Genomic DNA, 22,100 nt, shown 5'->3' on the forward strand with positions numbered 1-22,100 from the left:
CCGAGCGCGCCCGCCACCGGGCCGAGTGGCGGGTGGAACTTCGCCACTTCTGGATCGCGGCCGTGCTGAGCCTGCCGCTGGCGGCGCAGATGCCGGCGATGTTCGGCCTGTGGCCCGGCGGCGAGGTGCATCACGATCTGGTACCGCGCTGGCTGCAACTGCTGCTGGCGACGCCGGTGCAGTTCTGGATCGGTGCGCGCTTCTATCGCGGCGCCTGGGCCTCGCTGCGCGGCGGCGGCGCGAACATGGACGTGCTGGTCGCACTCGGCACCTCGATGGCCTACTTCTACAGCCTCGTCGTCACGCTGGCCGACCGCCACGACCTGCACGTGTATTTCGAGGCCTCGGCGATGATCATCACCCTGGTGCTGCTCGGCAAGCTGATGGAGGCGCGCGCCAAGGCCCGCACCACGGCGGCGCTCGATGCCTTGCTGCGCCTGCAGCCGAAGATGGCGCGCATCGAGCGCGACGGCGAACTGCTCGAAGTGCCCGTCGAATTGCTGCAGCCCGGCGACCTGTTCGTGCTGCGTCCCGGGGATGCGGTGCCGGTCGACGGCGTCGTCGAGCAGGGCGAGTCGGCCGTGAACGAGGCGATGCTGACCGGTGAGAGCCTGCCGATCGACAAGCAGGCCGGCGACATGGTGTTCGCGGCCACCCTCAACGGCAACGGCCTGCTGCGCTGCCGCGCCACCGGCGTCGGGGCGCAGACGCTGCTTGCGGGCATCATCCGTCTGGTCGAGCAGGCGCAGGGCTCGAAGGCGCCGGTGCAGCGCCTCGCCGATCGCATCGCCGCGGTATTCGTGCCGGTCGTGGTCGCCATCGCGCTGCTGACCTTCGCCGGCTGGTGGCTGGCGAGCGGCGACTTCCAGCAGGCGCTGATCAACGCCGTGGCGGTGCTGGTCATCGCCTGCCCGTGCGCGCTCGGTCTGGCGACGCCGACGGCGATCATGGTCGGCACCGGCCAGGGCGCACGCGCCGGCATGCTGGTGAAGAACGCCGAGGCGCTGGAACTGGCTGAGCGTATCGGCGTGCTGGCGGTCGACAAGACCGGCACCCTGACGGAAGGCCTGCCGGCCGTCACCGACGTGGTGCCAGCGGCCGGCTGGACCCACGCGCGCCTGCTGGCGGTGGCCGCGGCGCTCGAACAGGGTAGTGGCCACCCCATTGCCACCGCCATCGTGGCCGCTGCCCGTGCCGAGGCACTCGGCCTGCCGGCGACCGAGGCGGTCAACGCCGTCGGCGGGATGGGCATCGAGGGGCGGATCCGGGGCGAAGCCGGTGTCCAGACCGTGCTTCTCGGTTCGCCGCGTTTCCTGCTGGAGCGGGGCATCGGTCTGGCGGAGGCGGTCAGCGATGATCTCGCCGCCGCGGGCAAGACCCTGGTTGCGGTGGCGGTCGATGGCGCATTCGCCGGACTCATCGGCGTGGCGGACCGGGTGCGCGAGGACTCGGCGGCGGCCGTTGCGCGCCTGCAGGCCAAGGGCGTGCGTGTGGTGATGCTCACCGGCGACCATCCGGCCACGGCCGAAGCCATTGCCCGCCACACTGGTATCACCGACTGGCGTGCCGGCGTACTGCCGGGCGACAAGGCCGCGGCGGTCGAGGCCTTGCGCCAGGCAGGGAACGACACGCCGCTGCGCGTGGGCATGGCGGGCGACGGCATCAACGATGCGCCCGCACTTGCTGCGGCCGACGTCTCCTTCGCCATCGGCGTCGGTGCCGACGTTGCGGTGGAAGCCGCCGACATCACGCTGGTGCGCAACAGCCTGCACGGCGTGGCGGACGCGATCGACCTGTCGCGCGCCACGCTGTCGAAGATCCGCCAGAACCTGTTCTTCGCCTTCATCTACAACGTGCTCGGCATCCCGCTCGCGGCGGCGGGCATGCTGAACCCGGTGATCGCCGGTGCGGCGATGGCGATGAGCTCGGTCTCGGTGGTCAGCAATTCGCTGCTCCTGCGCCGCTGGCGTGCGGGGCGCTAGAGAATCCCTTTTTTGCCAAGGAGTGATACGCAAATGAATGAAGTGACGATCAAGGTCGAAGGCATGAGCTGCGGCGGCTGCGTGAAGAACGTGACCGGCGTGTTGAAGGCATTGCCCGGCGTGACGGACGCGCAGGTGTCTCTGGCCGACGCGTCCGCGACGGTTCGGTACGACCCGGCCACGGTGTCCGTGGAGGCGCTGCGCGAGGCGGTGGAGAACGCAGGTTTCGACTCGCCCACCTGACACTGACCGCCGCGGAAAGGGGGGCAATGATGCAGTGCAAGACACTGCGGTTTCCCCCTATAATCCGCGCACATTTTCCACGGGAGGGAACCATGGGTTTTGATCTGGTCAGCGCCGGCAAGGACGTGCCGAACGACATCAACGTCATCATCGAGATCTCCGCGCAGGGCGATCCGATCAAGTTTGAAGTGGACAAGGACAGCGGTGCGGTGTTCGTCGACCGCTTCATGGGCACCTCGATGCGTTACCCGCTCAACTACGGTTACGTGCCGCACACCATCGCCGGCGACGGCGACCCGGTGGACGTGCTGGTCGTCACCCCCTTCCCGCTCGCCCCGGGTGTCGTCATCCGCTGCCGCCCTGTCGGCGTGCTGAAGATGGAAGATGACGGCGGTGTCGACGCCAAGGTTGTGGCCGTGCCGGTGTCCAAGCTGACCCCGCTGTACGACAAGGTCCAGACCACCGACGACCTGCCCGAGCTGTTGATGAAGCAGACCGTGCACTTCTTCGAGCACTACAAGGATCTCGAGCCGGGCAAGTGGGTCAAGGTCCTGGGCTGGGGCACCGTCGAGGAGGCCAAGGCCGAAATCGTCAACGGCCTGGCTGCCGCCAAGAAGTAATCCGGATCGAACGATCCGCCCGTGGCGCCGGCAAGGGCGCCACGGAAGCGAAGAAACCGCGGAACGCTCCGCGGTTTTTTTTCGCCCACGCGTGGCGCAGACCTGTTTCTCGGCCTGTTCGAGGTCGCGGCGGCGATGAGTGTGTTCTTCCTCGTGCTGGGCGACGGCGGCTGGCGCACGAGCGATGGACGTCCGGCCAGCCAGTGCCTTCATCGCACCGGTGCACGGGGGTATGCCGGGTCTGCGGTGCGGCCTCAGCGATTCACACGCATGATTGCCTCAGGAATCCCCTCCAGCGGCACGACGCTGTCGACGGCGCCCAGGCGGATGGCTTCTTTCGGCATGCCGAATACCACGCAGCTTGATTCGTCTTCGGCAATGGTCGGCGCACCCGCATCGTGCATTTCCTTCAGCCCGCGCGCGCCGTCGTCCCCCATGCCGGTCATGATGACGCCGACGGCGTTCTTGCCTGCGAACTTTGCGCAGGAGCGGAAGAGCACATCCACCGACGGCCTGTGGCGGTTGATCAGCGGACCATCGACCACCTCGACCGTGTATTGCGCGCCGCTGCGCGCCAGCATCATGTGCTTTCCACCGGGCGCGATCAGCGCTCGGCCCGCCACCACGCGGTCGCCGTGTCGCGCCTCCCGCACCTGGAGCGCACACAGGCTGTCGAGGCGCTCGGCGAACATCGCGGTGAAGCGCTCGGGCATGTGCTGAACGATGACGATGCCGGGGCAGACTGCCGGCAGTCGCGTAAGCACCGCTTCCAGCGCCTGCGTACCGCCAGTCGACGTGCCGATCGCGATGATGCGCTCGGTGGTGCGCACCATGTTCGATCCGCTGCCCAGACCGGCTCCGAGGATGGCATCGGCACTCAGCTTGGGTGCCGGCGCCTGCGGTGTTGCCGCCCGGGCCGCCAGCCGGCCGGCATTGGCGCGGGCGGCCGTCCTGACGGCCTGCACCACGTCGTTGGCACTGTCTTCGAGAAACTGCTTCACGCCCATCCTGGGCTTCGTGATGATGGCCACCGCGCCGGCCGACAGGGCCTGCATGGTTGCTGCGGCACCGCTTTCGGCGAGCGACGAACAGATCACCACCGGCGTCGGGCGTTCGGTCATGATCTTCTTCAGGAAGGTCAGGCCGTCCATGCGCGGCATTTCGATATCGAGCACGATGACGTCGGGCCACTGGCGTTGCATGTGGCTCATCGCGAAGACTGGGTCCGATGCCGCGCCGATCACCTCGATGCCGGGCTCGCGTTCCAGCATCTGACGCACGGTTTGTCGCACCACGGCCGAGTCGTCAACGATCATGACCTTGATGTTGGCGCTCATCGGCTTTGCCTCGGGGCGCGCGCCGGGCCCGTCTTGCCGTGTGCGCTCAAGGGGCCAAGCATGTGCGGCCGGCAGTAGTAGGTGGGGCGTATCGCCGCCAGCTGGTCCGTCACGCCGGTGAGTGTTTCGGAGTGGCCGATGATGAAGATGCCGTCCTCACGCAGGTGCGGCACCATGTTGGCAACGACCTTGCGCTTGGTTTCATTATCGAAATAGATCATTACGTTGCGCAGGAAGATGAGGTCGAACTGCCCAAGGTCGCGGGTTTCCGGGGCGATCAGGTTGATGTGGCGAAACTCCACACGCTCGCGCAGCTTGGGAATGACCAGGAAGTTGCCGTCCTGGCTGCGGACCCCTTTGAGGCAGTACTTCTTCAGCAGTTCCGGCGGAATGCCCTTGCCACGCTCCATCGGGTAGAGCCCGGTCTGCGCCTTCTCGAGGATGCTCAGGCTGATGTCGGAGGCGACGACCTCCCAGTCGGCCGCCAGGCCGAGCGTTTCGGCCAGCACCATGGCGATGGTGTAGGGTTCCTCGCCGCTGGACGAGGCACCGCTCCAGACCCGGAACGGACGGCCTCGCCGGCTGGCGGCAAAGCTCCGCAGGAAGTCGAAATGCGCGGCTTCGCGGAAGAAATACGTTTCGTTGGTGGTCAGCAGGTCGACCATCAACTGCAACTCGTCACGGTGCTCGTCGCTGGTCACCAGCTTGTAATAGGCACCGAAACTGTCCAGCTCGAAATGCCGCAGCCGGCGCGACAGGCGGCCGGCCAGCAGGGGCTTCTTGCTGTCGGCCATGTTGATGCCGGCGAGGCGGTAGATCAGTTTGCGAAACAGGGCGAATTCCTGGTCGCTGACGCCATGGTTGTCCATGCTTTGGGCGGGGCTCTGCACTCAGAACAGCTCGACGTTGGACTTGGGGGGCGGGCGCTTCAGCGACTCCGCATAGGCTTGCTCGGCGACCGCCACCTCCTGGGCGGTAGCCATGGTCGTGGTCATGCGCCGGCAGTAGGCGTCGCCGGTGGCGGGCACGAACAGCACCTTGCGCGAGCAGGCGCCGAGGAAGTCCGAGGACACCAGCTCGATGCCTTCGCGCGCCAGCCATTCCCGGGCGAAATCCACGTTGCGCTTGCCGATGCCCGAGGCGGCGATGCCGCTGATGATGGTGCCGCCGCCAAACGCCTTGGCCTTGAGTCGGTGGCGGGCGCCGCCGCGCTGAACGATACCGTTCAGCAGCACCTCCATCGCATAGTCGCCCGACAGCAGCGAATCGACGTCCACGCCGCCTTCGCGCTTGCGCATGTTGGGCAGCATGAAGTGGTTCATCCCGCCGACACCGACGGCAGGATCGAACATGCAGACCGCCACGCAGGAGCCGAGCAGGGTGGCGATCGGCCGCTGCATGTCGACGGCCCATTCGCCGGGCGAGATGTTCTGTGCCCGGCGTTCAACCTCCTGCGGAGACATGTTGTGCCAGTCGATCATGGTGGCGGTGGCTCAGCCCTTCATGCGTACGTGCGTGCCTGGGACTCGGGCAGCGAGAAGAAATCCATCAGCTCCTGCAGCTGCCCGGCCTGCCCGCCGAGCTCTTCGGCGGTGGCGGCGAGCTCCTCGGAGGCGGAGGCGTTCTGCTGAGTGGCCTTGTTGAGCTGGCCCATGGCGTTGTTGATCTGTCCGACGCCGGCGGTCTGCTCCTGGCTGGCGGAGGCGATCTCCTGCACCAGGTCGGAGGTCTTGTTGATCGAGGGCACCATCTCGTCGAGCAGCTTGCCCGCGCGCTCGGCCAGATGCACCGAGTTGCCGGCCAGTTCGCCGATCTCCTGCGCGGCGACCTGGCTGCGCTCGGCGAGCTTGCGCACTTCGGCGGCGACCACCGCGAAGCCCTTGCCGTGCTCGCCGGCACGCGCCGCTTCGATGGCGGCGTTCAAGGCGAGCAGGTTGGTCTGGTAGGCGATGTCGTCGATGATGCCGATCTTGCCGGCGATGTTCTTCATCGCCTGGACGGTCGACTTGACCGCCTCGCCGCCTTCGCCGGCCTCGGCCGAGGACTTGCTGGCCATGGCGTCGGTGATCTTGGCGTTCTCGGAGTTCTGGTTGATCGAGGCGCTCATCTGCTCGATCGAGGCCGAGGTTTCCTCGACGCTGGCGGCCTGCTCGGAGGAGGACTGGGACAGGCTCTGGGCGGTGGCCGAGACCTGTCCGGCGGCGTTGGTGAGCGCGTCGGCGGCGCCGCGGACCTGCTCGATGATCTCGGCGAGCTTGTCCATGGAGTCATTGACCGCGTTCTGCAGCACCTGGAAGTCGCCGGCGTAGTTGTCGGTGATCTTCTGGGTCAGGTCGCCGCCCGACAGCGCGACCATGACGCGCTTGACCTCGTTGATCGGCGCGATGACCGCATCGAGGGTGGCATTGACGCCTTCGACGATGCGGCGGTAGTCGCCCTGGTGCTTGGTGGCATCGGCGCGGGTCTCCAGACGCCCCTCGACGGCCGCCTGGGCGAGCATCACCGCATCGGCGACCAGCTCGTTGACGGCGTCGATACAGGTGTTGAGGTTGTTCTTGATGGTGTTGAAGTCGCCGTTGTAGCTGTCGGTGATCCGCGCCGGGATGGCGCCGCGGGCGATGCGGTCGACGTAGTCGGCGGCGACGTTGAGCGGTCCGATGACGGCGTCCAGCGTGTCGTTGACGCCCTGCACGATGCGCGCGTAGTCGCCCTGATGCCTGGCGGCGTCGGCACGGGTGGCCAGCTTGCCCTCGACGGCGGCGCGCGAGAGCATGCCGGCGTCGGCCACCAGGGCGTTGATGGCGTCGATGGCGGTGTTGAGGTTGTTCTTGAGGGTGTTGAAGTCACCGTTGTAGGGGTCGGTGATCCGGGCCGGGATGGCGCCCTTGGCGATGCGGTCGACGTAGTCGGCGGCGACGTTCAGCGGCCCGATGACGGCGTCTAGCGTGGTGTTCACGCCTTCCACAATGCGCTGGTAATCCCCCAGGTGGCGCGAGGCGTCGGCACGCGTGCTCAGGCGCCCTTCGACGGCTGCCTGCGAAAGCATGGCTGCGTCGTCGATCATGGCGTGCAGGTTGGACTGCACTTCGGCGAGCGCATGTTCGATTTCGCCGAGTTCGTTCTGATTTTGCACCTCGATCTTGTCGTCCAGCTGGCCGAGGGCGATGCGGTGCGCGATCGCCGCGTTGCTACGCATGCCCCGCAATACGCCGGTCACCTGCAGGCCGAAGAGAATGGCCACGATCAGCACCGCGCCCGTCATCGCGAGCGAAATGAAGAACCGGGTCGATGATGCTCCACGCAGGGCGTCGGCCTGATCCATCAAGGTCTTGGCGATGCGGTCTTCCTCGACCTTGAGCAGGTCGATCTTGAGGGTGATGGTGCCGAACCAGTTGGTCGGCTCGACGCCGAAGGTGCCGGTGTCCATGCGTTCGAGCGCGACCTGGCGCATGGCTGCGGTTGCACGGCCGGGTTCGCTGTCCAGAACGGCCTGCAGCGCATCGTTCCAGGCCTTGGGTGCCATGGAGCGGAAAGTGGACAGGTAAGTCTCCTGCGCCGTCAGGATGGTGATGATGCGACGGTGCAGGGTGACGTCGGCCGGACTGTTCGCCGCGAACAGCCCGTTGATGGACGCGCGTTCCCGGCCGGCCTCTTCCTTGGCGCGCACGAACATCAGATAGGCCGTCATGCCACGCGCCAGCCCGACGTCCTCGGCCGCGTTGGCTGCAATCTCCAGACCTTTGACAAGCTGCTCGATCGTGCTGGTGTAGAAGGCGAAGGACTCGGGGCCGGCGATCGACAGACCGCTCACCTTGGCGCGCGTGTCCTGCAGTTCGGACAGCCGTTTCTGCGCTGCGGACACCGCCTCCATCATGGCGGAACCCAGCACCGCGGGGTCTGCTTCACCCAGCCAGCCGTCCAGGGCAGCGCGTGCCTTGTCGGTGTCGCCGTGCTGCGTCGCCAATTCGGAGCGGAAGCGGGCGCCACGCGAGCCGATGAAGCCGGCAGACATTCCGCGCTCCTTCTGCAGCTCGTGCACCACGCCGTTGATGCGCACCGACAAGGCACTGTAAAGCTGGCCCCGCGTCATCGCCTCGCGTGTCTGCCATTGCGTGCCCACATCCTTGAGGGCGTAGAACAGCACGGCCGCGATCACGAATGCAAAAAGCAGGAAAAGGCGCAGGCGAATCGAGCGCCAGCCGTAGGATTTTGTGCTCATGTCGATGTGCTCGTTGTTCATGAAGCGGCGCGCCCCGTCGTGACGGGGCGCAGACCGTCACTGGTCTTCACCGGTCTGTTCGCCGTTGATGCCCGTGAGCATGGCGATCTCTTCGGTCGACAGCACTCGGTCGACGTTGAGGATGATCACGAAGGTGCCTGCCACCTTGCCCATGCCCTGGATGAAATCGGCGCGGATCTTGGCGCCGAAACTTGGCGGCGGTTCGATGTCGGCGCGGGGAATTTCCAGCACCTCGTTCACGGCATCAACGATCACGCCCAGATCCTGCCGGTCGTCGCCACTGCCCAGCTCGACGATCACGATGCAGGTGCGGCGCGATACCGTCGATGCCGCCCCGCCGAAGCGGGCCGACAGGTCGATCACGGGCACGACCGCGCCGCGCAGGTTGATCACGCCGCGGATGAAGGCCGGCATCATCGGAATCTCGGTGATGTTGCCGAACTCGATGATTTCCTTGACGTTGAGGATGCCGAGGGCGAACACCTCGCCGCCCAGGCTGAAGGTGAGGTATTGCTGCGGACTGTTGTCCGCAGCGCCTGCAAGCTGCTGCTTGTTCGTGGTGGTAAGGCTCTGGCTCATGGCCTGGCTCCTGCTGTCTGGCACACGCTCAGAATTTTTCGAAATCGCTTTCGTTGAAGCTGACCGGCTTGCCCGTCAACATGCGGCCGGCGCTGCGGGCAGGCTTGGGCGCTGCACGCTGGGACTGTGCGCCGGAGAGCGACGCGGGTTTCGCCGCGGCGCTGCGGGCAAAGCGCTTCTCGGCCTGATTGCCGGCAAGTGAGAAGAAGCCCATCAGCTCCTGCAGCTGCCCGGCCTGTCCGCCGAGCTCTTCGGCGGTGGCGGCGAGCTCCTCGGAGGCGGAGGCGTTCTGCTGGGTGGCCTTGTTGAGCTGGCCCATGGCGTTGTTGATCTGTCCGACGCCGGCGGTCTGCTCCTGGCTGGCGGAGGCGATCTCCTGCACCAGGTCGGAGGTCTTGTTGATCGAGGGCACCATCTCGTCGAGCAGCTTGCCCGCGCGCTCGGCCAGATGCACCGAGTTGCCGGCCAGTTCGCCGATCTCCTGCGCGGCGACCTGGCTGCGTTCGGCGAGCTTGCGCACTTCGGCCGCGACCACCGCGAAGCCCTTGCCGTGCTCGCCGGCACGCGCCGCTTCGATGGCGGCGTTCAAGGCGAGCAGGTTGGTCTGGTAGGCGATGTCGTCGATGATGCCGATCTTGCCGGCGATGTTCTTCATCGCCTGGACGGTCGACTTGACCGCCTCGCCGCCTTCGCCGGCCTCGGCCGAGGACTTGCTGGCCATGGCGTCGGTGATCTTGGCGTTCTCGGAGTTCTGGTTGATCGAGGCGCTCATCTGCTCGATCGAGGCCGAGGTTTCCTCGACGCTGGCGGCCTGCTCGGAGGAGGACTGGGACAGGCTCTGGGCGGTGGCCGAGACCTGTCCGGCGGCGTTGGTGAGCGCGTCGGCGGCGCCGCGGACCTGCTCGATGATCTCGGCGAGCTTGTCCATGGAGTCATTGACCGCGTTCTGCAGCACCTGGAAGTCGCCGGCGTAGTTGTCGGTGATCTTCTGGGTCAGGTCGCCGCCGGAGAGCGCGACCATGACGCGCTTGACCTCGTTGATCGGCGCGATGACGGCATCGAGGGTGGCATTGACGCCTTCGACGATGCGGCGGTAGTCGCCCTGGTGCTTGGTGGCATCGGCGCGGGTCTCCAGACGCCCCTCGACGGCCGCCTGGGCGAGCATCACCGCGTCGGCGACCAGTTGATTGACCGCGTCGATACAGGTGTTGAGGTTGTTCTTGATGGTGTTAAAGTCGCCGTTGTAGCTGTCGGTGATCCGGGCCGGGATCGCGCCGCGGGCGATGCGGTCGACGTAGTCGGCGGCGACGTTGAGCGGCCCGATAACGGCGTCGAGCGTGTCATTGACGCCCTGCACGATGCGCGCGTAGTCGCCCTGATGCCTGGCGGCATCGGCGCGGGTGGCCAGCTTGCCCTCGACGGCGGCGCGCGAGAGCATGCCGGCGTCGGCCACCAGGGCGTTGATGGCGTCGATGGCGGTGTTGAGGTTGTTCTTGAGGGTGTTGAAGTCACCGTTGTAGGGGTCGGTGATCCGGGCGGGGATGGCGCCCTTGGCGATGCGGTCGACGTAGTCGGCAGCGACGTTCAGCGGCCCGATGACGGCGTCGAGGGTGTCATTGACGCCCTGGACGATCCTGCGGAAGTCGCCCTGGTGCTTGCTCGCGTCCGCCCGGGTGGCGAGCTTGCCGGCCACGGCAGCGTCGGACAGCATGCCGGCGTCGGCGATCATGGTCTTGATACTGGCCTGCACGTCGGCGACCGCGCGCACGACGTCGCCGACCTCGTCCTTGGCGTCCGACTTGAGCTCGAAATTGAAGTCGCCCTGGGCCATCTTCTTCGCGGCCGCACTCACCTCGCTCACCGGGCGGGTGATGCTCCGGATGACAAGCGTGCCCACCAGCAGGGCGAACACGATCGCAAGCGCGCTCGTCGTGAGGGTCATCAGGCGCGCCTGATGTGCCCGTTCCGATGCGTGCTCGTAGAGCGCGCTCGCGCTGTCGTTGAAGTAATTGTTCAGATTGGCGATCGCCTGCTGAAACGCGGCTGCCTTGGGGTTCATCTGCTGCAGCAAGGTCACGTTCGCTTTATGGAAGTTGCCTTCTTCGAGCAATCGCCGGGTGGGGCCAACGCCGTCGTTCACATAGGCCGTCACCGCGTTCTCCACGGCCGTGATCAGGCCGTGCTCTTCATCGCTCATCGCATGCTGCTTGATTTCATCGATCGAGCGCAGCAGCGTCGCCTGCGCCTCATCGATGGCCGTGAGGTGAATGTTGAGCTGATGATCATGCAACGCGACGAAGCTGGAGCCCGGGTCATGCTGCAAGGCCAGAAGGCTTTGCAGCTGGGTCTGCGCGACCATGCGCTGGATCCGGCCCGCGAGCCGTGTCGGCTTGAGCTTGGACTCATTGGTGATCTGCAGGTCCGAGCGCGAGGCGTCCAGGCCCTGGATCGCCGTGAATGCGATGACGAAAAGCAAGCCAAGGATTATGGCCAGTAGGAGCGATAGACGCGCACTGATTTTCAATCGATTCAGCATGATGAACTCTTGAGTCTGGGAGGTCCGGGCGGGTCAGAAGCGCTCGAACCCCGATTCCTGATAGGACATCCTGGGCGGTGGCGCATGCGTTGCGGCGCCGAGTCGCGACGCTGTGCTCCGTGTGTCGCGTGCCCGGGCAGAGCCCTGTTCGAGCGTGAAGAAGCCCATCAGCTCCTGCAGCTGCCCGGCCTGTCCGCCGAGCTCTTCGGCGGTGGCGGCGAGCTCCTCGGAGGCGGAGGCGTTCTGCTGGGTGGCCTTGTTGAGCTGGCCCATGGCGTTGTTGATCTGTCCGACGCCGGCGGTCTGCTCCTGGCTGGCGGAGGCGATCTCCTGCACCAGGTCGGAGGTCTTGTTGATCGAGGGCACCATCTCGTCGAGCAGCTTGCCCGCGCGCTCGGCCAGATGCACCGAGTTGCCGGCCAGTTCGCCGATCTCCTGCGCGGCGACCTGGCTGCGTTCGGCGAGCTTGCGCACTTCGGCCGCGACCACCGCGAAGCCCTTGCCGTGCTCGCCGGCACGCGCCGCTTCGATGGCGGCGTTCAAGGCGAGCAGGTTGGTCTGGTAGGCGATGTCGTCGATGATGCCGATCTTGCCGGCGATGTTCTTCATCGCCTGGACGGTCGACTTGACCGCCTCGCCGCCTTCGCCGGCCTCGGCCGAGGACTTGCTGGCCATGGCGTCGGTGATCTTGGCGTTCTCGGAGTTCTGGTTGATCGAGGCGCTCATCTGCTCGATCGAGGCCGAGGTTTCCTCGACGCTGGCGGCCTGCTCGGAGGAGGACTGGGACAGGCTCTGGGCGGTGGCCGAGACCTGTCCGGCGGCGTTGGTGAGCGCGTCGGCGGCGCCGCGGACCTGCTCGATGATCTCGGCGAGCTTGTCCATGGAGTCATTGACCGCGTTCTGCAGCACCTGGAAGTCGCCGGCGTAGTTGTCGGTGATCTTCTGGGTCAGGTCGCCGCCGGAGAGCGCGACCATGACGCGCTTGACCTCGTTGATCGGCGCGATGACCGCATCGAGGGTCGAATTGACGCCTTCGACGATGCGGCGGTAGTCGCCCTGGTGCTTGGTGGCGTCGGCGCGGGTCTCCAGACGCCCCTCGACGGCCGCCTGAGCGAGCATCACTGCATCGGCGACCAGCTCGTTGACCGCGTCGATACAGGTGTTGAGGTTGTTCTTGATAGTGTTGAAGTCGCCGTTGTAGCTGTCGGTGATCCGCGCCGGGATGGCGCCGCGGGCGATGCGGTCGACGTAGTCGGCGGCGACGTTGAGCGGTCCGATGACGGCGTCGAGCGTGTCATTGACGCCCTGCACGATGCGCGCGTAGTCGCCCTGATGCCTGGCGGCGTCGGCGCGGGTGGCCAGCTTGCCCTCGACGGCGGCCCGGGAGAGCATGCCGGCGTCGGCCACCAGGGCGTTGATGGCGTCGATGGCGGTGTTGAGGTTGTTCTTGAGGGTGTTGAAGTCACCGTTGTAGGGGTCGGTGATCCGGGCCGGGATGGCGCCCTTGGCGATGCGGTCGACGTAGTCGGCGGCGACGTTCAGCGGCCCGATGACGGCGTCCAGGGTGTCATTGACGCCCTGGACGATCCGGCGGAAGTCGCCCTGGTGCTTGCTGGCGTCCGCCCGGGTGGCCAGCTTGCCGGCCACGGCGGCCTCGGACAGCATGCCGGCGTCGGCGATCATGGTCTTGATACTGGCCTGCACGTCGGCGACCGCGCGCACGACGTCGCCGACCTCGTCCTTGGCGTCCGACTTGAGCTCGAAATTGAAGTCGCCCTGGGCCATCTTCTTCGCGGCCGCACTCACCTCGCTCACCGGGCGGGTGATTGAACGTGTAATGAAGATTGCGAACACGATTCCGATCAGCAGCGCGGTAAGGGCTAGACCAACCAGTAGCATTACGGATTGCGCTCCGAGCGCCTCCGCCTTGCGGCCCGTTTCCTGTGTTAGCTGCGTTTGATAGGCGATAAATTGCTTGAGCGCGTCGAGGTAAGTGAGGAAAGCCGGACGGTAGGTTGCAGAAAACACCGAGATGGCTTGGTCGAAGTCGCGCTGCTGGATCAGCCTTTCGAATTCCTGCTGAATGCCGAAGAAGGCTTGCCGGGCAGACCTGATCCCGTTAAGCAAACGTTTACCCTCATCACCGTAGGATAGCTTCTCGAGGCCCTCCAGGTTCTTGAGGAGTTTGGCCCGCTCTTCGGTGACGGTCTGGGTGAATCCACGGATGTCCTCATCCCCGCGCATGATCAGCATGTTCCTATGGAGCATGCCGATCAGATCGATGGACGCGATCATCTCGTTCGAGGTCGCGAGCTTGACGTTCTTGTCGCTCACCATGTCGGTAATTTCAGTCTGCAGATTGCTGAGCCGCAGGCTGCCTAGGATGGCAATCGCGACCAGCAGCGTCAGGACGACGGCAAAACCGATACCAAGCCGGATGCCGATTTTCAGGTTCTTCATGACGAGCTCCAGGGGAAGGCTGGGGAGAGCAACAGGGCGTTGGAATGCTTCAAGGCTGCGCGCCGGTCGGCAGTGCGCGCGGGCCTGAGGAACTGGGGATGAGCTGGGCCTCGTTGTTGGCGCAGCGTTTCACGAGTGCCTGGACGTCGAGGATCAGGGCGACCTCGCCGCTGCCGAGAATGGTCGAGCCGCCGATGCCGCGAATGTTGCGGAAGATGCTGCCGAGCGGCTTGATGACGGTCTGGAATTCGCCCATCAGCTGGTCCACCACGATGCCCGACTTCACCCCGGCATACTGCACGACGACGACGTTCTGGCGCGCGGGCGCTTCGCCCGAGATGGCAAACAGCTGGCGTAGGCGCACCAGCGGCAGCACTTCGCCCCGCAGGTTGACGTAGTCGCGTCCGCTGCCGTCGACGGCAAGCTCGATGCACTCGACCACGCTGTCGAGCGGGATCACATAGGCGGCGTTGCCCACGCCGACCAGGAAGCCGTCGATGATCGCGAGCGTCAGCGGCAGGCGAATCGCGAAGCGCGAGCCCTTGCCCGGTTCGGAGCTGACGTCGACGCTGCCGCGAAGGCCCTGGATGTTGCGGCGCACGACGTCCATGCCGACGCCCCGCCCCGAGATGTTGGTCACCTTCTCCGCAGTGGAGAAGCCGGGCTCGAAGATCAGGTTGAAGATCTCGGTATCGGTCATGGCCTGCCCGGGCTGGACGATACCGCGTTCAAGGGCCTTGGCGAGGATGCGGTCGCGGTTGAGGCCGGCTCCGTCATCCGCCACTTCGATGACGATGCTGCCGGAGTCGTGGCAGGCCGTGAGTTCGAGGCGGCCGCGCGCGGCCTTGCCATTGGCCTCGCGCACCGACGGCAGCTCCAGTCCGTGATCCATGGCGTTGCGCACCAGGTGCATCAGCGGGTCGCCGATCTTCTCCACCATCGACTTGTCGAGCTCGGTCTCGCCGCCGCTGATGACCAACTCGACCTCCTTGCCCATCTCGCGCGAGGTGTCGCGCACGACACGGTGGAAGCGGTTGAAGGTCTCGCCGATCTGGACCATGCGCAGCTGCAGGGCGGCATCGCGAATGCTCTCGACCAGGCGGCCGGTCAGCGAGGTGGCTTCGATCAGTTCGCCGAGCCCCGTCTTGCCGGCCAGCAGGCTGACGCTGGCGCCGGCGATGACGAGTTCGCCGACGAGGTCGATCAGGCAGTCGAGCTTGTCGGCCTGGATGCGGATCAGGCGCGCCTCGGCCGCCTTCTTCTCGGTGACCTGCTTCTGCTTGGCGACCGCCGCTTCGACGAGTTCGGGCTGCACCGCCTTGTGCTCGACGAGGATCTCACCGAGCGGTTGCGGCTCCGCGACCGTGGCCTCGTCGGGGGCGTCCTCGGCGGGCTGGGGGGCGCTCTGTTCGGCCAGGCCACTGTCCAGTTCGCCCTGCGTGAGCGCGCCGACCTTCACCAGGATTTCGCCCAGGCGCATCGTGTCCTCGGGCAGCGCGCTGATCAGCGCGATGTAATCGGTCAGACGGCTGTGCGGCGGCAGGATGTTGAGCGTGCATTCGTCGCGCACGAAGTCGAACACGCGTTCGATGGCCGCCTTGTCCGCCGTTGACGAGAAGCTGATCTCGAAGCCGAGATAGCAGCTCTCGGGGTCCATCTCGTCGGCATTCGGCATGGCGTCGGCCATGGTCTCGAGGCGCTCGATGCGGCCGATGGTGGACAGATAACGCAGGAAGCTGAGCGGGTCCATGCCGTTGCGCAGCACGTCGGGGCCGAAGCGCAGCGAGATGTGCCAGCAGTCGGTTTCCACAGCACTGCCGCCGCTCGACTCGATCGGCGGCGCGATGGCGGCGGGCGGTCCGGAGGGCGATTCGGCCGTGCCCGGGTCGCGCTGCAGGCGCTTGAGCAGGGCTTCGCCTTCTGCAGCGAGATCTTCGTCCGGGCCGTTTGCGCCGGAGACGAGAACGCCGAGCAGGTGGCCCATGTGGTCGCCGCAGGCGAGCAGCAGCGCGATGAGATCGCTGTCGAGCGTGATCTCACGATTGCGCAGCTTGTCGAGCACGTTCTCGACCACGTGCGTGAATGCCACGATGTAGTAGCATTCGATGACGCCCGCGCCGCCCTTGATGGTGTGCGCGCTGCGGAAGATCGCGTTCAGGGTGTCGCTATCGTCCGGGTTGTCTTCGAGCTGCAGCAGCGCCGATTCGAGCGCGGCGAGCTGTTCGCGACTTTCGGTGACGAAGACGGAGGTGATTTCGTCCATGGTTCGCTCGGTCTCCGCTCAAGCCTTGTGGGCCGGGATCAGCAGGGGATCGCCGAATTCCGCCGCCATGTTGTAGAAGTCGATCACTTCGCGCACGGCTTCGCTGTGGGCGACGATCTGTGCCTCCTTGCCCAGCCGGCGTGCTTCGCGCTTCACCAGCATCAGCAACTGGAAGCCGGCGGTATCGATCTCGCCCACGGCGGACAGGTCGATTTCCAGCCGCTGGCCTGCCGCGAGGGCGTCGATCAGGGCCTGCTTCTGTACCGCGGCGTTGTAGATGGTCATGTCTTCGCCGATGGCGATGCGCTTGGCGGCGTTCTTCTTGCGTGTGGCCATGATCCGCCTCAGAACAGTTCGATCTTGGAGTTGGCGCCCCGTGCCGACGAAGACCTGCCGATGGCTTCGTCATGGGTGTTGCGCTGCTGGTCCATCACGTAGTGCGAATAGATCTCGTCCAGGTGCTCGGCGAGGGGCGTGTAGGAAAAGCTGGGGTTGTCGCTTTGCTCCAGCCGTTCGGCAAGCGCGGCCAGATGCTGGTCGAGCTTGATGATCGCGTCCGATGTGTGCTCGATCTGCTGCCGCGTTACGTCCTGGAACTGCACACTGGCCAGGGCGTCCATGAACATCGATGCCAGCTCCTCGCTGCTCTGGCGTACCGTATCCATGGCCGAGGACTGGGTGCGCAGGATGTCCTCGTAGCTGCGGCCCAGCTCGGCGAGCTGGTCCGCGAACTGGTTCAGCGCCTTGCGCTCTTCACCCAGGTCGGATGAGTTGAGCTTCTCTTCGAGCTGGGTCTCGATCGTGTTGGCGACGCCCTGGATGCCCTGGTTGATCGAGAGCACGGCCTTCTCGGTTTCGCTCGAAAGCTTGCGGACCTCGTCGGCGACGACGGCGAAACCGCGTCCCGCCTCGCCTGCACGCGCAGCCTCGATTGCCGCGTTCAGGGCCAGCAGGTTGGTCTGGTCGGCAATGTCCTTGATCAGCCGGGTGAGGGATTCGAGCGAGCGGGCCTCCTTCACCACCTGTGCCACGCTGGCCTGGTCCTCACGCGCCTCGCGAATGCGGAATTCGATGTACTCCTGCATGCGGGCGATCAGTTTCTGATTGTTCTGGATACGGACTTCGGAGTCATGCACCAGCTCGGCGGACTCGTTGGAGCGATCGGCGACGAAGGTGTTGAGCCGCTCGACGACCGTGTCGATCGTCTGCAGGCGTGCGCCGATACTGTTGGCCGCTTCTTCAGTCTGTTCCACGACCGAGCCGAGCTGCTTGCGAAGCACCGCGCTGAATGCGGGCACGGAACGCAATTCCTTGGCGATCTCGCGAATGACCTGTTCATTCCGGTCGCGCAGGTGGGACAGATCCTCGAGCTTTTGCCCCTGCCCGAACGCCTGGTCGCGAAAGAAGGCGAGCGAGACCACACGCACGCCAAAGAAGGACGCCACCACGACCAGTATCGAGCCAAACGCGTTGCCCAGGGGCTGCGAGATGCCGATTGAGGGCAGGAAGGTGCCGTTGAACCAGGTGTTCAGGAGATACACGGTGAGGCCGGTTGCCACCGCGATGGCAATCATCATCAACACCGAGCGGCGCAGGAAGGTCGAGGAACTCATGGTCAGCGGATGACGAGCTTGATGGTATTGAGCAACTCGTCGGCCGAGGCGGGCTTGACGATCCAGCCGGAAGCGCCCGCCGCCTTGGCCTCGGCCTTCTTCGACTGCTGCGATTCGGTGGTGAGGAACAGGATCGGCATGAAGCGATAGTTCGGCAGCTTGCGCACCTCCTTGATGAACTCGATGCCGTTCATGCCGGGCATGTTCAAGTCGGTGATCAGCAGGTCGACCTTGACGCCGGCCTGGAACTTCTTGAGGGCGTCCAGTGCACTGGGTGCCTTCTCGACCGCGTAACCGGCCTTGCTCAGGATGCCGGAGATGGACAGGAGGATGGTGGCGGAGTCGTCAACCAGGAAAATCGTTTTCATTGCGCAGAGGGGCTGTCTATGAAAAAAGCATTTTTTGGCGAATTTTTTTGGTCAAGGGCGATGCATCTTGATGCTTCGCTGACCGACATCCAGTGGGGCGAACAGGGGCGGGAGCCATTCCGTTCAAGTGCTTCATCGGCGCCGATGCTGAGAACTTGAGGCTTGGCCCGACTTCAGTACACCACGGAATCGATCTTAAAGCGTTCCGGCACGGCGCCCCGTGAAGGAATTGTGTCGCCGCCGAATATTATTGATTTTTAGAGATTGACTGTTTTTGAGTTTTTTGACAGTGCGGGGTGCAGCCCGGCGGGCTCGCCCATCACATGCGTGGCTGCCACTGCACGATCGTCGCCCAGCATCATCAGGACGAACAGGCGTTCGTCCAGGCTCGCGCAGTTAGCCATCCGGCGCGCGAGCAGGGGCGTGGCCTGTGGGTCCAGCACGACGAAGTCCGCCTCGTGGCCGGAGAGGAAACTGCCGATCTGCGCGTCCAGATACAGGCTGCGTGCGCCGCCCAGCGTGGCGAGGTAGAAAGCGTCTGTCGCCGACAGTCGCTGGTTGTTCAGCTGCAGCACCTTGTAGGCCTCGTTCAGCGTCTGCAGCATGGAGAAGCTGGTGCCGGCGCCGACGTCGGTGCCAATGCCGACGCGAATGCCCCGCGCCCGTGCGCTTGCCAGGTCGAACAGGCCCGAGCCGAGGAAGAGGTTGGACGTCGGGCAGAAGCTCATCGCCGCACCGGTCGCGGCCATGCGCGCGCGGTCGGCGTCGTCGAGCCAGATGCAGTGCGCGTAGACGCTGCGCGGGCCGAGCTGGCCGAAGCCGTCATAGACGTCGAGGTAGCTGCGCGCGTCGGGGTAGAGGCGGGCGATCCATTCGATCTCGCAGCAGTTCTCGGCGACGTGTGACTGCAGGTAGAGCCCGGGATGCTCGGCAAACAGCCGACCGGCACGCGTCATCTGCTCGGTGGAGGAGGTGGCGGCGAAGCGCGGTGTCACCGCGTACAGCAGGCGGTCGCGGCCATGCCAGCGTTCGACGAGGGCGCGCGATTCGGCATCGCCCGATTCGGCCGTGTCGCGCAGGAAGTCCGGACAGTTGCGGTCCATCAGCACCTTGCCGGTGATCAGCCGCATGCGCCGTTGCCGAGCGGCCTCGAACAGCGCATCGACCGAGGTGCCATGCACGGTGGCGAAGGCCATTGCCGTGGTCGTGCCATTGCGCAGCAGTTCGTCGCAGAAGAAGCTGGCCACGGCCGCGGCGTGGTCCGGGTCGGCGAAGCGGGCTTCGGCAGGGAAGGTGTAGCGCTCGAGCCAGGCCAGCAGCTGCTCGCCATAGCTGGCGATGATGTCGGTCTGCGCGTAGTGGATATGGGTGTCGACGAAGCCGGGCAGGATCAGCTTGCCGCGGTAGTCGTCGAGCACGATGTCGGACGGCAGCTTGGCCAGCATGTCCTCCGCCGGCCCGAGTTCGGCGACATGGCCGTCGCGGATCGCGAGGATACCGTCGGCGAAGTGCTCGGACGCCGCCGCGCCGTACGCTGCGGGGTCGGACAGGAAGTGCAGGATCTCGCCGCGCACGGCGCGCAGGGTTTGGGGGGCGGGCAGGGTCATGGGCGCGGGCCCTCGAGGGTCTGGGGGGCGTGTGTGCCGTCCGTCCGGCGTTGTGCGGGGCGGGCGTCGAAGCGGGTGCCCCGCAGCTGCAGCAGTTCGGCCGCGACCGCGATCGCGATCACTTCGGGTTCCTTGCCATTGATGCCGGGCGCACCGATCGGACAGTGCAGCCGGGCGATGGCCGCTTCGCTGCAGCCGCGTGCCCGCAGCCGCCGCGCGAAGTTCTCGTGCTTGGCGTTCGAGCCGATCATGCCGCAGAGGCGGGCGTCGCCGCGGTCGAGAATGGCGCGTACCAGATCGAAGTCGAGCGCATGGCTGTGCGTCATCACCAGGAAGACGGCGTCCGACGGCGCGTCGCTGACTTCCGCCAGTGGCGTATCGGTGCTGCGGCAGTCGATACGGGACATGAACCCCGCTGCAGGGCCGGCCGGGAAGGCGTCGTCGCGGCTGTCGACCCAGGTCAGGCGCAGCGGGAGGCGCGCCAGTACCCTGGCCACGGCGCAGCCCACGTGGCCGGCACCGAACAGCACGACCTGCAACTCGGGGGGCACGCTGGCGTCGAGCAGCCAGTCGGCGTCGCCGCCGGGGCGGGTGTTGGCCAGCAGCGCGCCATCGGCGTGGCCAGCCAGCAGCGTGGCGGCGCGTTCGGCAAGCACGCGCACGCTGTCCGCGTCATAGCCTGCATCCGCATGCAGGGCGTGCAGGTGCGCATCGAACACGCGGGTCGGGGCGGGTGTCGCGCCGATGGCGACGACACGACCCCAGGGGCGGTGTGCCCCGGCGTGCGTCAGCGCCACACGCACCCATTCGCCCGCGTCCGCGCCGATGGGCTCGAACGCCAGTTCCATCACGCCGCCACAGCACTGGCCCACGCTGGCGCCGAGCGGGAAGCGCTGCACGCAGGGCCGGGTCGCGCCGTCGGCGATCATCGTGCGTGCCAGTTCGATTGCACGCAGCTCGAGCTGCCCGCCACCGATGCTGCCTGCGCTGTCCCGTGGTCCGACCACCATGTGGGCGCCCGGGGCACGCGGGGTCGAGCCGCGGGCGGCGGCCACCGTCACCAGGACGGCCGGCTGGCCGCTGTCGAGGCGGGCGGCGAGATCTTCGATCCACGACTTCATGTGCTTGCGTTCTCGCGGGCGGTTGGGAGTGAAGGCCGTGCAGGCCGGCGGCAACATGGTACTGGATTGCACGGCGTGGACTGCGGGCCCGTCGCCGAATCGACGTGGCAGGTGGGAGTGGCGCGTGCTTGAATGGAAGCGGTGATTGTCTCCGCGCCGTGCCGATGCCCAGCCTGTTCATTTCATACCGCCGTGACGACAGCGCCGGATTCGCCGGCCGGCTGACGGATGCGCTCGAGTACCGCTTCGGCGCGGGCAGCGTGTTCCGTGACGTCGACGATATCCCGCCGGGTGCCGATTTCGAGGCGGTGATCGAGCGCGGCTTGCAGCAGGTGCAGGCCGTGCTGGTGATCATCGGCCCGCACTGGCTCACGGCTTCTGCCGCAGGGCAGCGTCGCCTCGATCTTGCTGACGACTACGTGCGGCGCGAGGTCGAGCGGGCGCTCGCGTCGGGCAAGCCGGTGGTACCGGTGCTGGTTGGCGGGGCGGCGATGCCGTCCGCCGAGGCCTTGCACATCTCGATCCGGGGCCTGGCCAACCGCCACGCCCTGTCGCTCAACGACGCCTCATGGACGACCGACCTGCAGCGGCTGCAGGACGTGCTGACGCAGTGGCTCACTGCCCCGCCGGTGCCGCGCCGACGATGGCGGGGGGCGGCGCTGGGCGCAGGGGTGGCCGGTATCGCCCTGCTTGCGTGGCTGGCGTGGTATGACACCGCGCCCGGGGCGGAGGTCTTGCAGGGCGAGTGGCAGGCGGACGTGGTCTATCCGTGGAACCTGAGCGTGCAGGAGCGCTTCGAGTTCAAGGTGCGCGACGGCGCGGTCGAGGGCACGGCGAGTTTCCTTGGTGTGCCACGCGAAATCGAGGCGCACGAATGGCGGGATGACAGGCTGCGCTTCGCCACGCGCGCCGAAACCGTCTCGGGCGACGACCCCCCGCGCGAACTGGTGCAGCGCTACGAACTGTGGCCCGAGGACGAGGCGCTGCGTGTGCGCCTGACCATCCATCGCAGCCACAGCGTGGATGCGCCGCTGGAGTTCGTGGCGCGCCGACCCTGAAACGGGGCGGGCCGCCCTGATTGCGCCACCAGTGGCCAGGCGCCCGCGCCGCGCTGGAATGCCGGCGGCCTGC

Annotated in this window: 18 protein-coding genes; 5 read left to right on the top strand and 13 right to left on the bottom strand. The window is 66.3% G+C overall.

The features are described from left to right. The 3 genes from C664_RS16800 to ppa all read left to right on the top strand — a co-directional run. A partial coding sequence (locus C664_RS16800) for a copper-translocating P-type ATPase (protein ID WP_004264671.1) occupies positions 1-1,982 on the top strand: 1,982 nt, incomplete at its 5' end. 33 nt (positions 1,983-2,015) lie between these two features. Beyond that, positions 2,016-2,225: a heavy-metal-associated domain-containing protein gene (locus tag C664_RS16805; protein ID WP_004264674.1), complete on the top strand. Its 210-nt coding sequence runs from the start codon at positions 2,016-2,018 to the stop codon at positions 2,223-2,225. Between the two features lie 92 nt (positions 2,226-2,317). Then, complete coding sequence (gene ppa, locus C664_RS16810; RefSeq protein WP_004264676.1) at positions 2,318-2,845, top strand: inorganic diphosphatase; 528 nt, start codon at positions 2,318-2,320, stop codon at positions 2,843-2,845. Between the two features lie 254 nt (positions 2,846-3,099). Here the strand turns inward: ppa and C664_RS16815 are convergent, their stop codons facing one another. From C664_RS16815 to C664_RS16865, 11 genes are read right to left on the bottom strand one after another with little or no spacing between them, the layout of a single operon-like run. After that, positions 3,100-4,182, bottom strand: a complete 1,083-nt coding sequence (locus C664_RS16815; RefSeq protein WP_004264678.1) for a protein-glutamate methylesterase/protein-glutamine glutaminase — start codon at positions 4,180-4,182, stop codon at positions 3,100-3,102. Continuing rightward, complete coding sequence (locus C664_RS16820; protein ID WP_004264679.1) at positions 4,179-5,051, bottom strand: CheR family methyltransferase; 873 nt, start codon at positions 5,049-5,051, stop codon at positions 4,179-4,181. The genes C664_RS16815 and C664_RS16820 overlap by 4 nt, the downstream gene beginning before the upstream one ends. Positions 5,052-5,072: 21 nt before the next feature. Further along, positions 5,073-5,663, bottom strand: a complete 591-nt coding sequence (locus C664_RS16825; protein ID WP_004264682.1) for a chemotaxis protein CheD — start codon at positions 5,661-5,663, stop codon at positions 5,073-5,075. Positions 5,664-5,683: 20 nt separating this feature from the next. Beyond that, a complete protein-coding gene (locus C664_RS16830; protein ID WP_232435124.1) occupies positions 5,684-8,401 on the bottom strand; it encodes a methyl-accepting chemotaxis protein in 2,718 nt (905 codons plus the stop codon). Between the two features lie 57 nt (positions 8,402-8,458). Next, positions 8,459-9,001, bottom strand: a complete 543-nt coding sequence (locus tag C664_RS16835; protein ID WP_004264687.1) for a chemotaxis protein CheW — start codon at positions 8,999-9,001, stop codon at positions 8,459-8,461. A gap of 28 nt (positions 9,002-9,029) precedes the next feature. After that, entirely contained in the window at positions 9,030-11,537 is a 2,508-nt protein-coding gene (locus C664_RS16840; RefSeq protein ID WP_051019162.1) for a methyl-accepting chemotaxis protein, read from the bottom strand. Between the two features lie 33 nt (positions 11,538-11,570). Continuing rightward, the gene (locus C664_RS16845) at positions 11,571-13,997 is read right to left on the bottom strand and encodes a methyl-accepting chemotaxis protein (RefSeq protein ID WP_004264692.1); all 2,427 of its coding nucleotides are present in this window, start codon (positions 13,995-13,997) and stop codon (positions 11,571-11,573) included. A gap of 49 nt (positions 13,998-14,046) precedes the next feature. After that, positions 14,047-16,260: a chemotaxis protein CheA gene (locus C664_RS16850; protein ID WP_004264699.1), complete on the bottom strand. Its 2,214-nt coding sequence runs from the start codon at positions 16,258-16,260 to the stop codon at positions 14,047-14,049. 18 nt (positions 16,261-16,278) lie between these two features. Then, a complete protein-coding gene (locus tag C664_RS16855) occupies positions 16,279-16,596 on the bottom strand; it encodes an STAS domain-containing protein (RefSeq protein ID WP_004264702.1) in 318 nt (105 codons plus the stop codon). Positions 16,597-16,604: 8 nt separating this feature from the next. After that, a complete protein-coding gene (locus C664_RS21180; protein WP_004264706.1) occupies positions 16,605-17,873 on the bottom strand; it encodes a methyl-accepting chemotaxis protein in 1,269 nt (422 codons plus the stop codon). Between the two features lie 2 nt (positions 17,874-17,875). Next, positions 17,876-18,241: a response regulator gene (locus C664_RS16865; RefSeq protein WP_004264708.1), complete on the bottom strand. Its 366-nt coding sequence runs from the start codon at positions 18,239-18,241 to the stop codon at positions 17,876-17,878. Positions 18,242-18,259: 18 nt separating this feature from the next. Between C664_RS16865 and C664_RS20710 the strand changes: the two genes are divergently transcribed. Beyond that, positions 18,260-18,400: a hypothetical protein gene (locus C664_RS20710; protein ID WP_156480626.1), complete on the top strand. Its 141-nt coding sequence runs from the start codon at positions 18,260-18,262 to the stop codon at positions 18,398-18,400. Positions 18,401-18,498: 98 nt separating this feature from the next. Here C664_RS20710 and guaD read toward each other — a convergent pair whose 3' ends face one another. Both guaD and xdhC read right to left on the bottom strand, forming a co-directional pair. Then, the gene (guaD, locus tag C664_RS16870; protein WP_004264710.1) at positions 18,499-19,848 is read right to left on the bottom strand and encodes a guanine deaminase; all 1,350 of its coding nucleotides are present in this window, start codon (positions 19,846-19,848) and stop codon (positions 18,499-18,501) included. Beyond that, a complete protein-coding gene (gene xdhC, locus C664_RS16875; RefSeq protein ID WP_232435125.1) occupies positions 19,845-21,041 on the bottom strand; it encodes a xanthine dehydrogenase accessory protein XdhC in 1,197 nt (398 codons plus the stop codon). Before xdhC ends, guaD begins: the two co-directional genes overlap by 4 nt. 92 nt (positions 21,042-21,133) lie before the next feature. On the opposite strand from xdhC, the gene C664_RS16880 reads away from it, so the two are divergent. Then, positions 21,134-22,027, top strand: a complete 894-nt coding sequence (locus C664_RS16880) for a toll/interleukin-1 receptor domain-containing protein (protein ID WP_004264716.1) — start codon at positions 21,134-21,136, stop codon at positions 22,025-22,027. The last annotated feature ends 73 nt before the right edge of the window (positions 22,028-22,100 follow it).

Source organism: Thauera sp. 63, assembly GCF_000310165.2.
GTDB classification, from domain to species: domain Bacteria; phylum Pseudomonadota; class Gammaproteobacteria; order Burkholderiales; family Rhodocyclaceae; genus Thauera; species Thauera humireducens.

Coding starts and splice junctions, on each gene's coding strand:
- C664_RS16805 (WP_004264674.1), top strand. CDS start 2,016: ATGAATGAAGTGACGATCAAGGTCGAAGGCATGAGCTGCGGCGGCTGC.
- ppa (WP_004264676.1), top strand. CDS start 2,318: ATGGGTTTTGATCTGGTCAGCGCCGGCAAGGACGTGCCGAACGACATC.
- C664_RS16815 (WP_004264678.1), bottom strand. CDS start 4,182: ATGAGCGCCAACATCAAGGTCATGATCGTTGACGACTCGGCCGTGGTG.
- C664_RS16820 (WP_004264679.1), bottom strand. CDS start 5,051: ATGGACAACCATGGCGTCAGCGACCAGGAATTCGCCCTGTTTCGCAAA.
- C664_RS16825 (WP_004264682.1), bottom strand. CDS start 5,663: ATGATCGACTGGCACAACATGTCTCCGCAGGAGGTTGAACGCCGGGCA.
- C664_RS16830 (WP_232435124.1), bottom strand. CDS start 8,401: ATGAGCACAAAATCCTACGGCTGGCGCTCGATTCGCCTGCGCCTTTTC.
- C664_RS16835 (WP_004264687.1), bottom strand. CDS start 9,001: ATGAGCCAGAGCCTTACCACCACGAACAAGCAGCAGCTTGCAGGCGCT.
- C664_RS16840 (WP_051019162.1), bottom strand. CDS start 11,537: ATGCTGAATCGATTGAAAATCAGTGCGCGTCTATCGCTCCTACTGGCC.
- C664_RS16845 (WP_004264692.1), bottom strand. CDS start 13,997: ATGAAGAACCTGAAAATCGGCATCCGGCTTGGTATCGGTTTTGCCGTC.
- C664_RS16850 (WP_004264699.1), bottom strand. CDS start 16,260: ATGGACGAAATCACCTCCGTCTTCGTCACCGAAAGTCGCGAACAGCTC.
- C664_RS16855 (WP_004264702.1), bottom strand. CDS start 16,596: ATGGCCACACGCAAGAAGAACGCCGCCAAGCGCATCGCCATCGGCGAA.
- C664_RS21180 (WP_004264706.1), bottom strand. CDS start 17,873: ATGAGTTCCTCGACCTTCCTGCGCCGCTCGGTGTTGATGATGATTGCC.
- C664_RS16865 (WP_004264708.1), bottom strand. CDS start 18,241: ATGAAAACGATTTTCCTGGTTGACGACTCCGCCACCATCCTCCTGTCC.
- C664_RS20710 (WP_156480626.1), top strand. CDS start 18,260: ATGAAAAAAGCATTTTTTGGCGAATTTTTTTGGTCAAGGGCGATGCAT.
- guaD (WP_004264710.1), bottom strand. CDS start 19,848: ATGACCCTGCCCGCCCCCCAAACCCTGCGCGCCGTGCGCGGCGAGATC.
- C664_RS16880 (WP_004264716.1), top strand. CDS start 21,134: ATGCCCAGCCTGTTCATTTCATACCGCCGTGACGACAGCGCCGGATTC.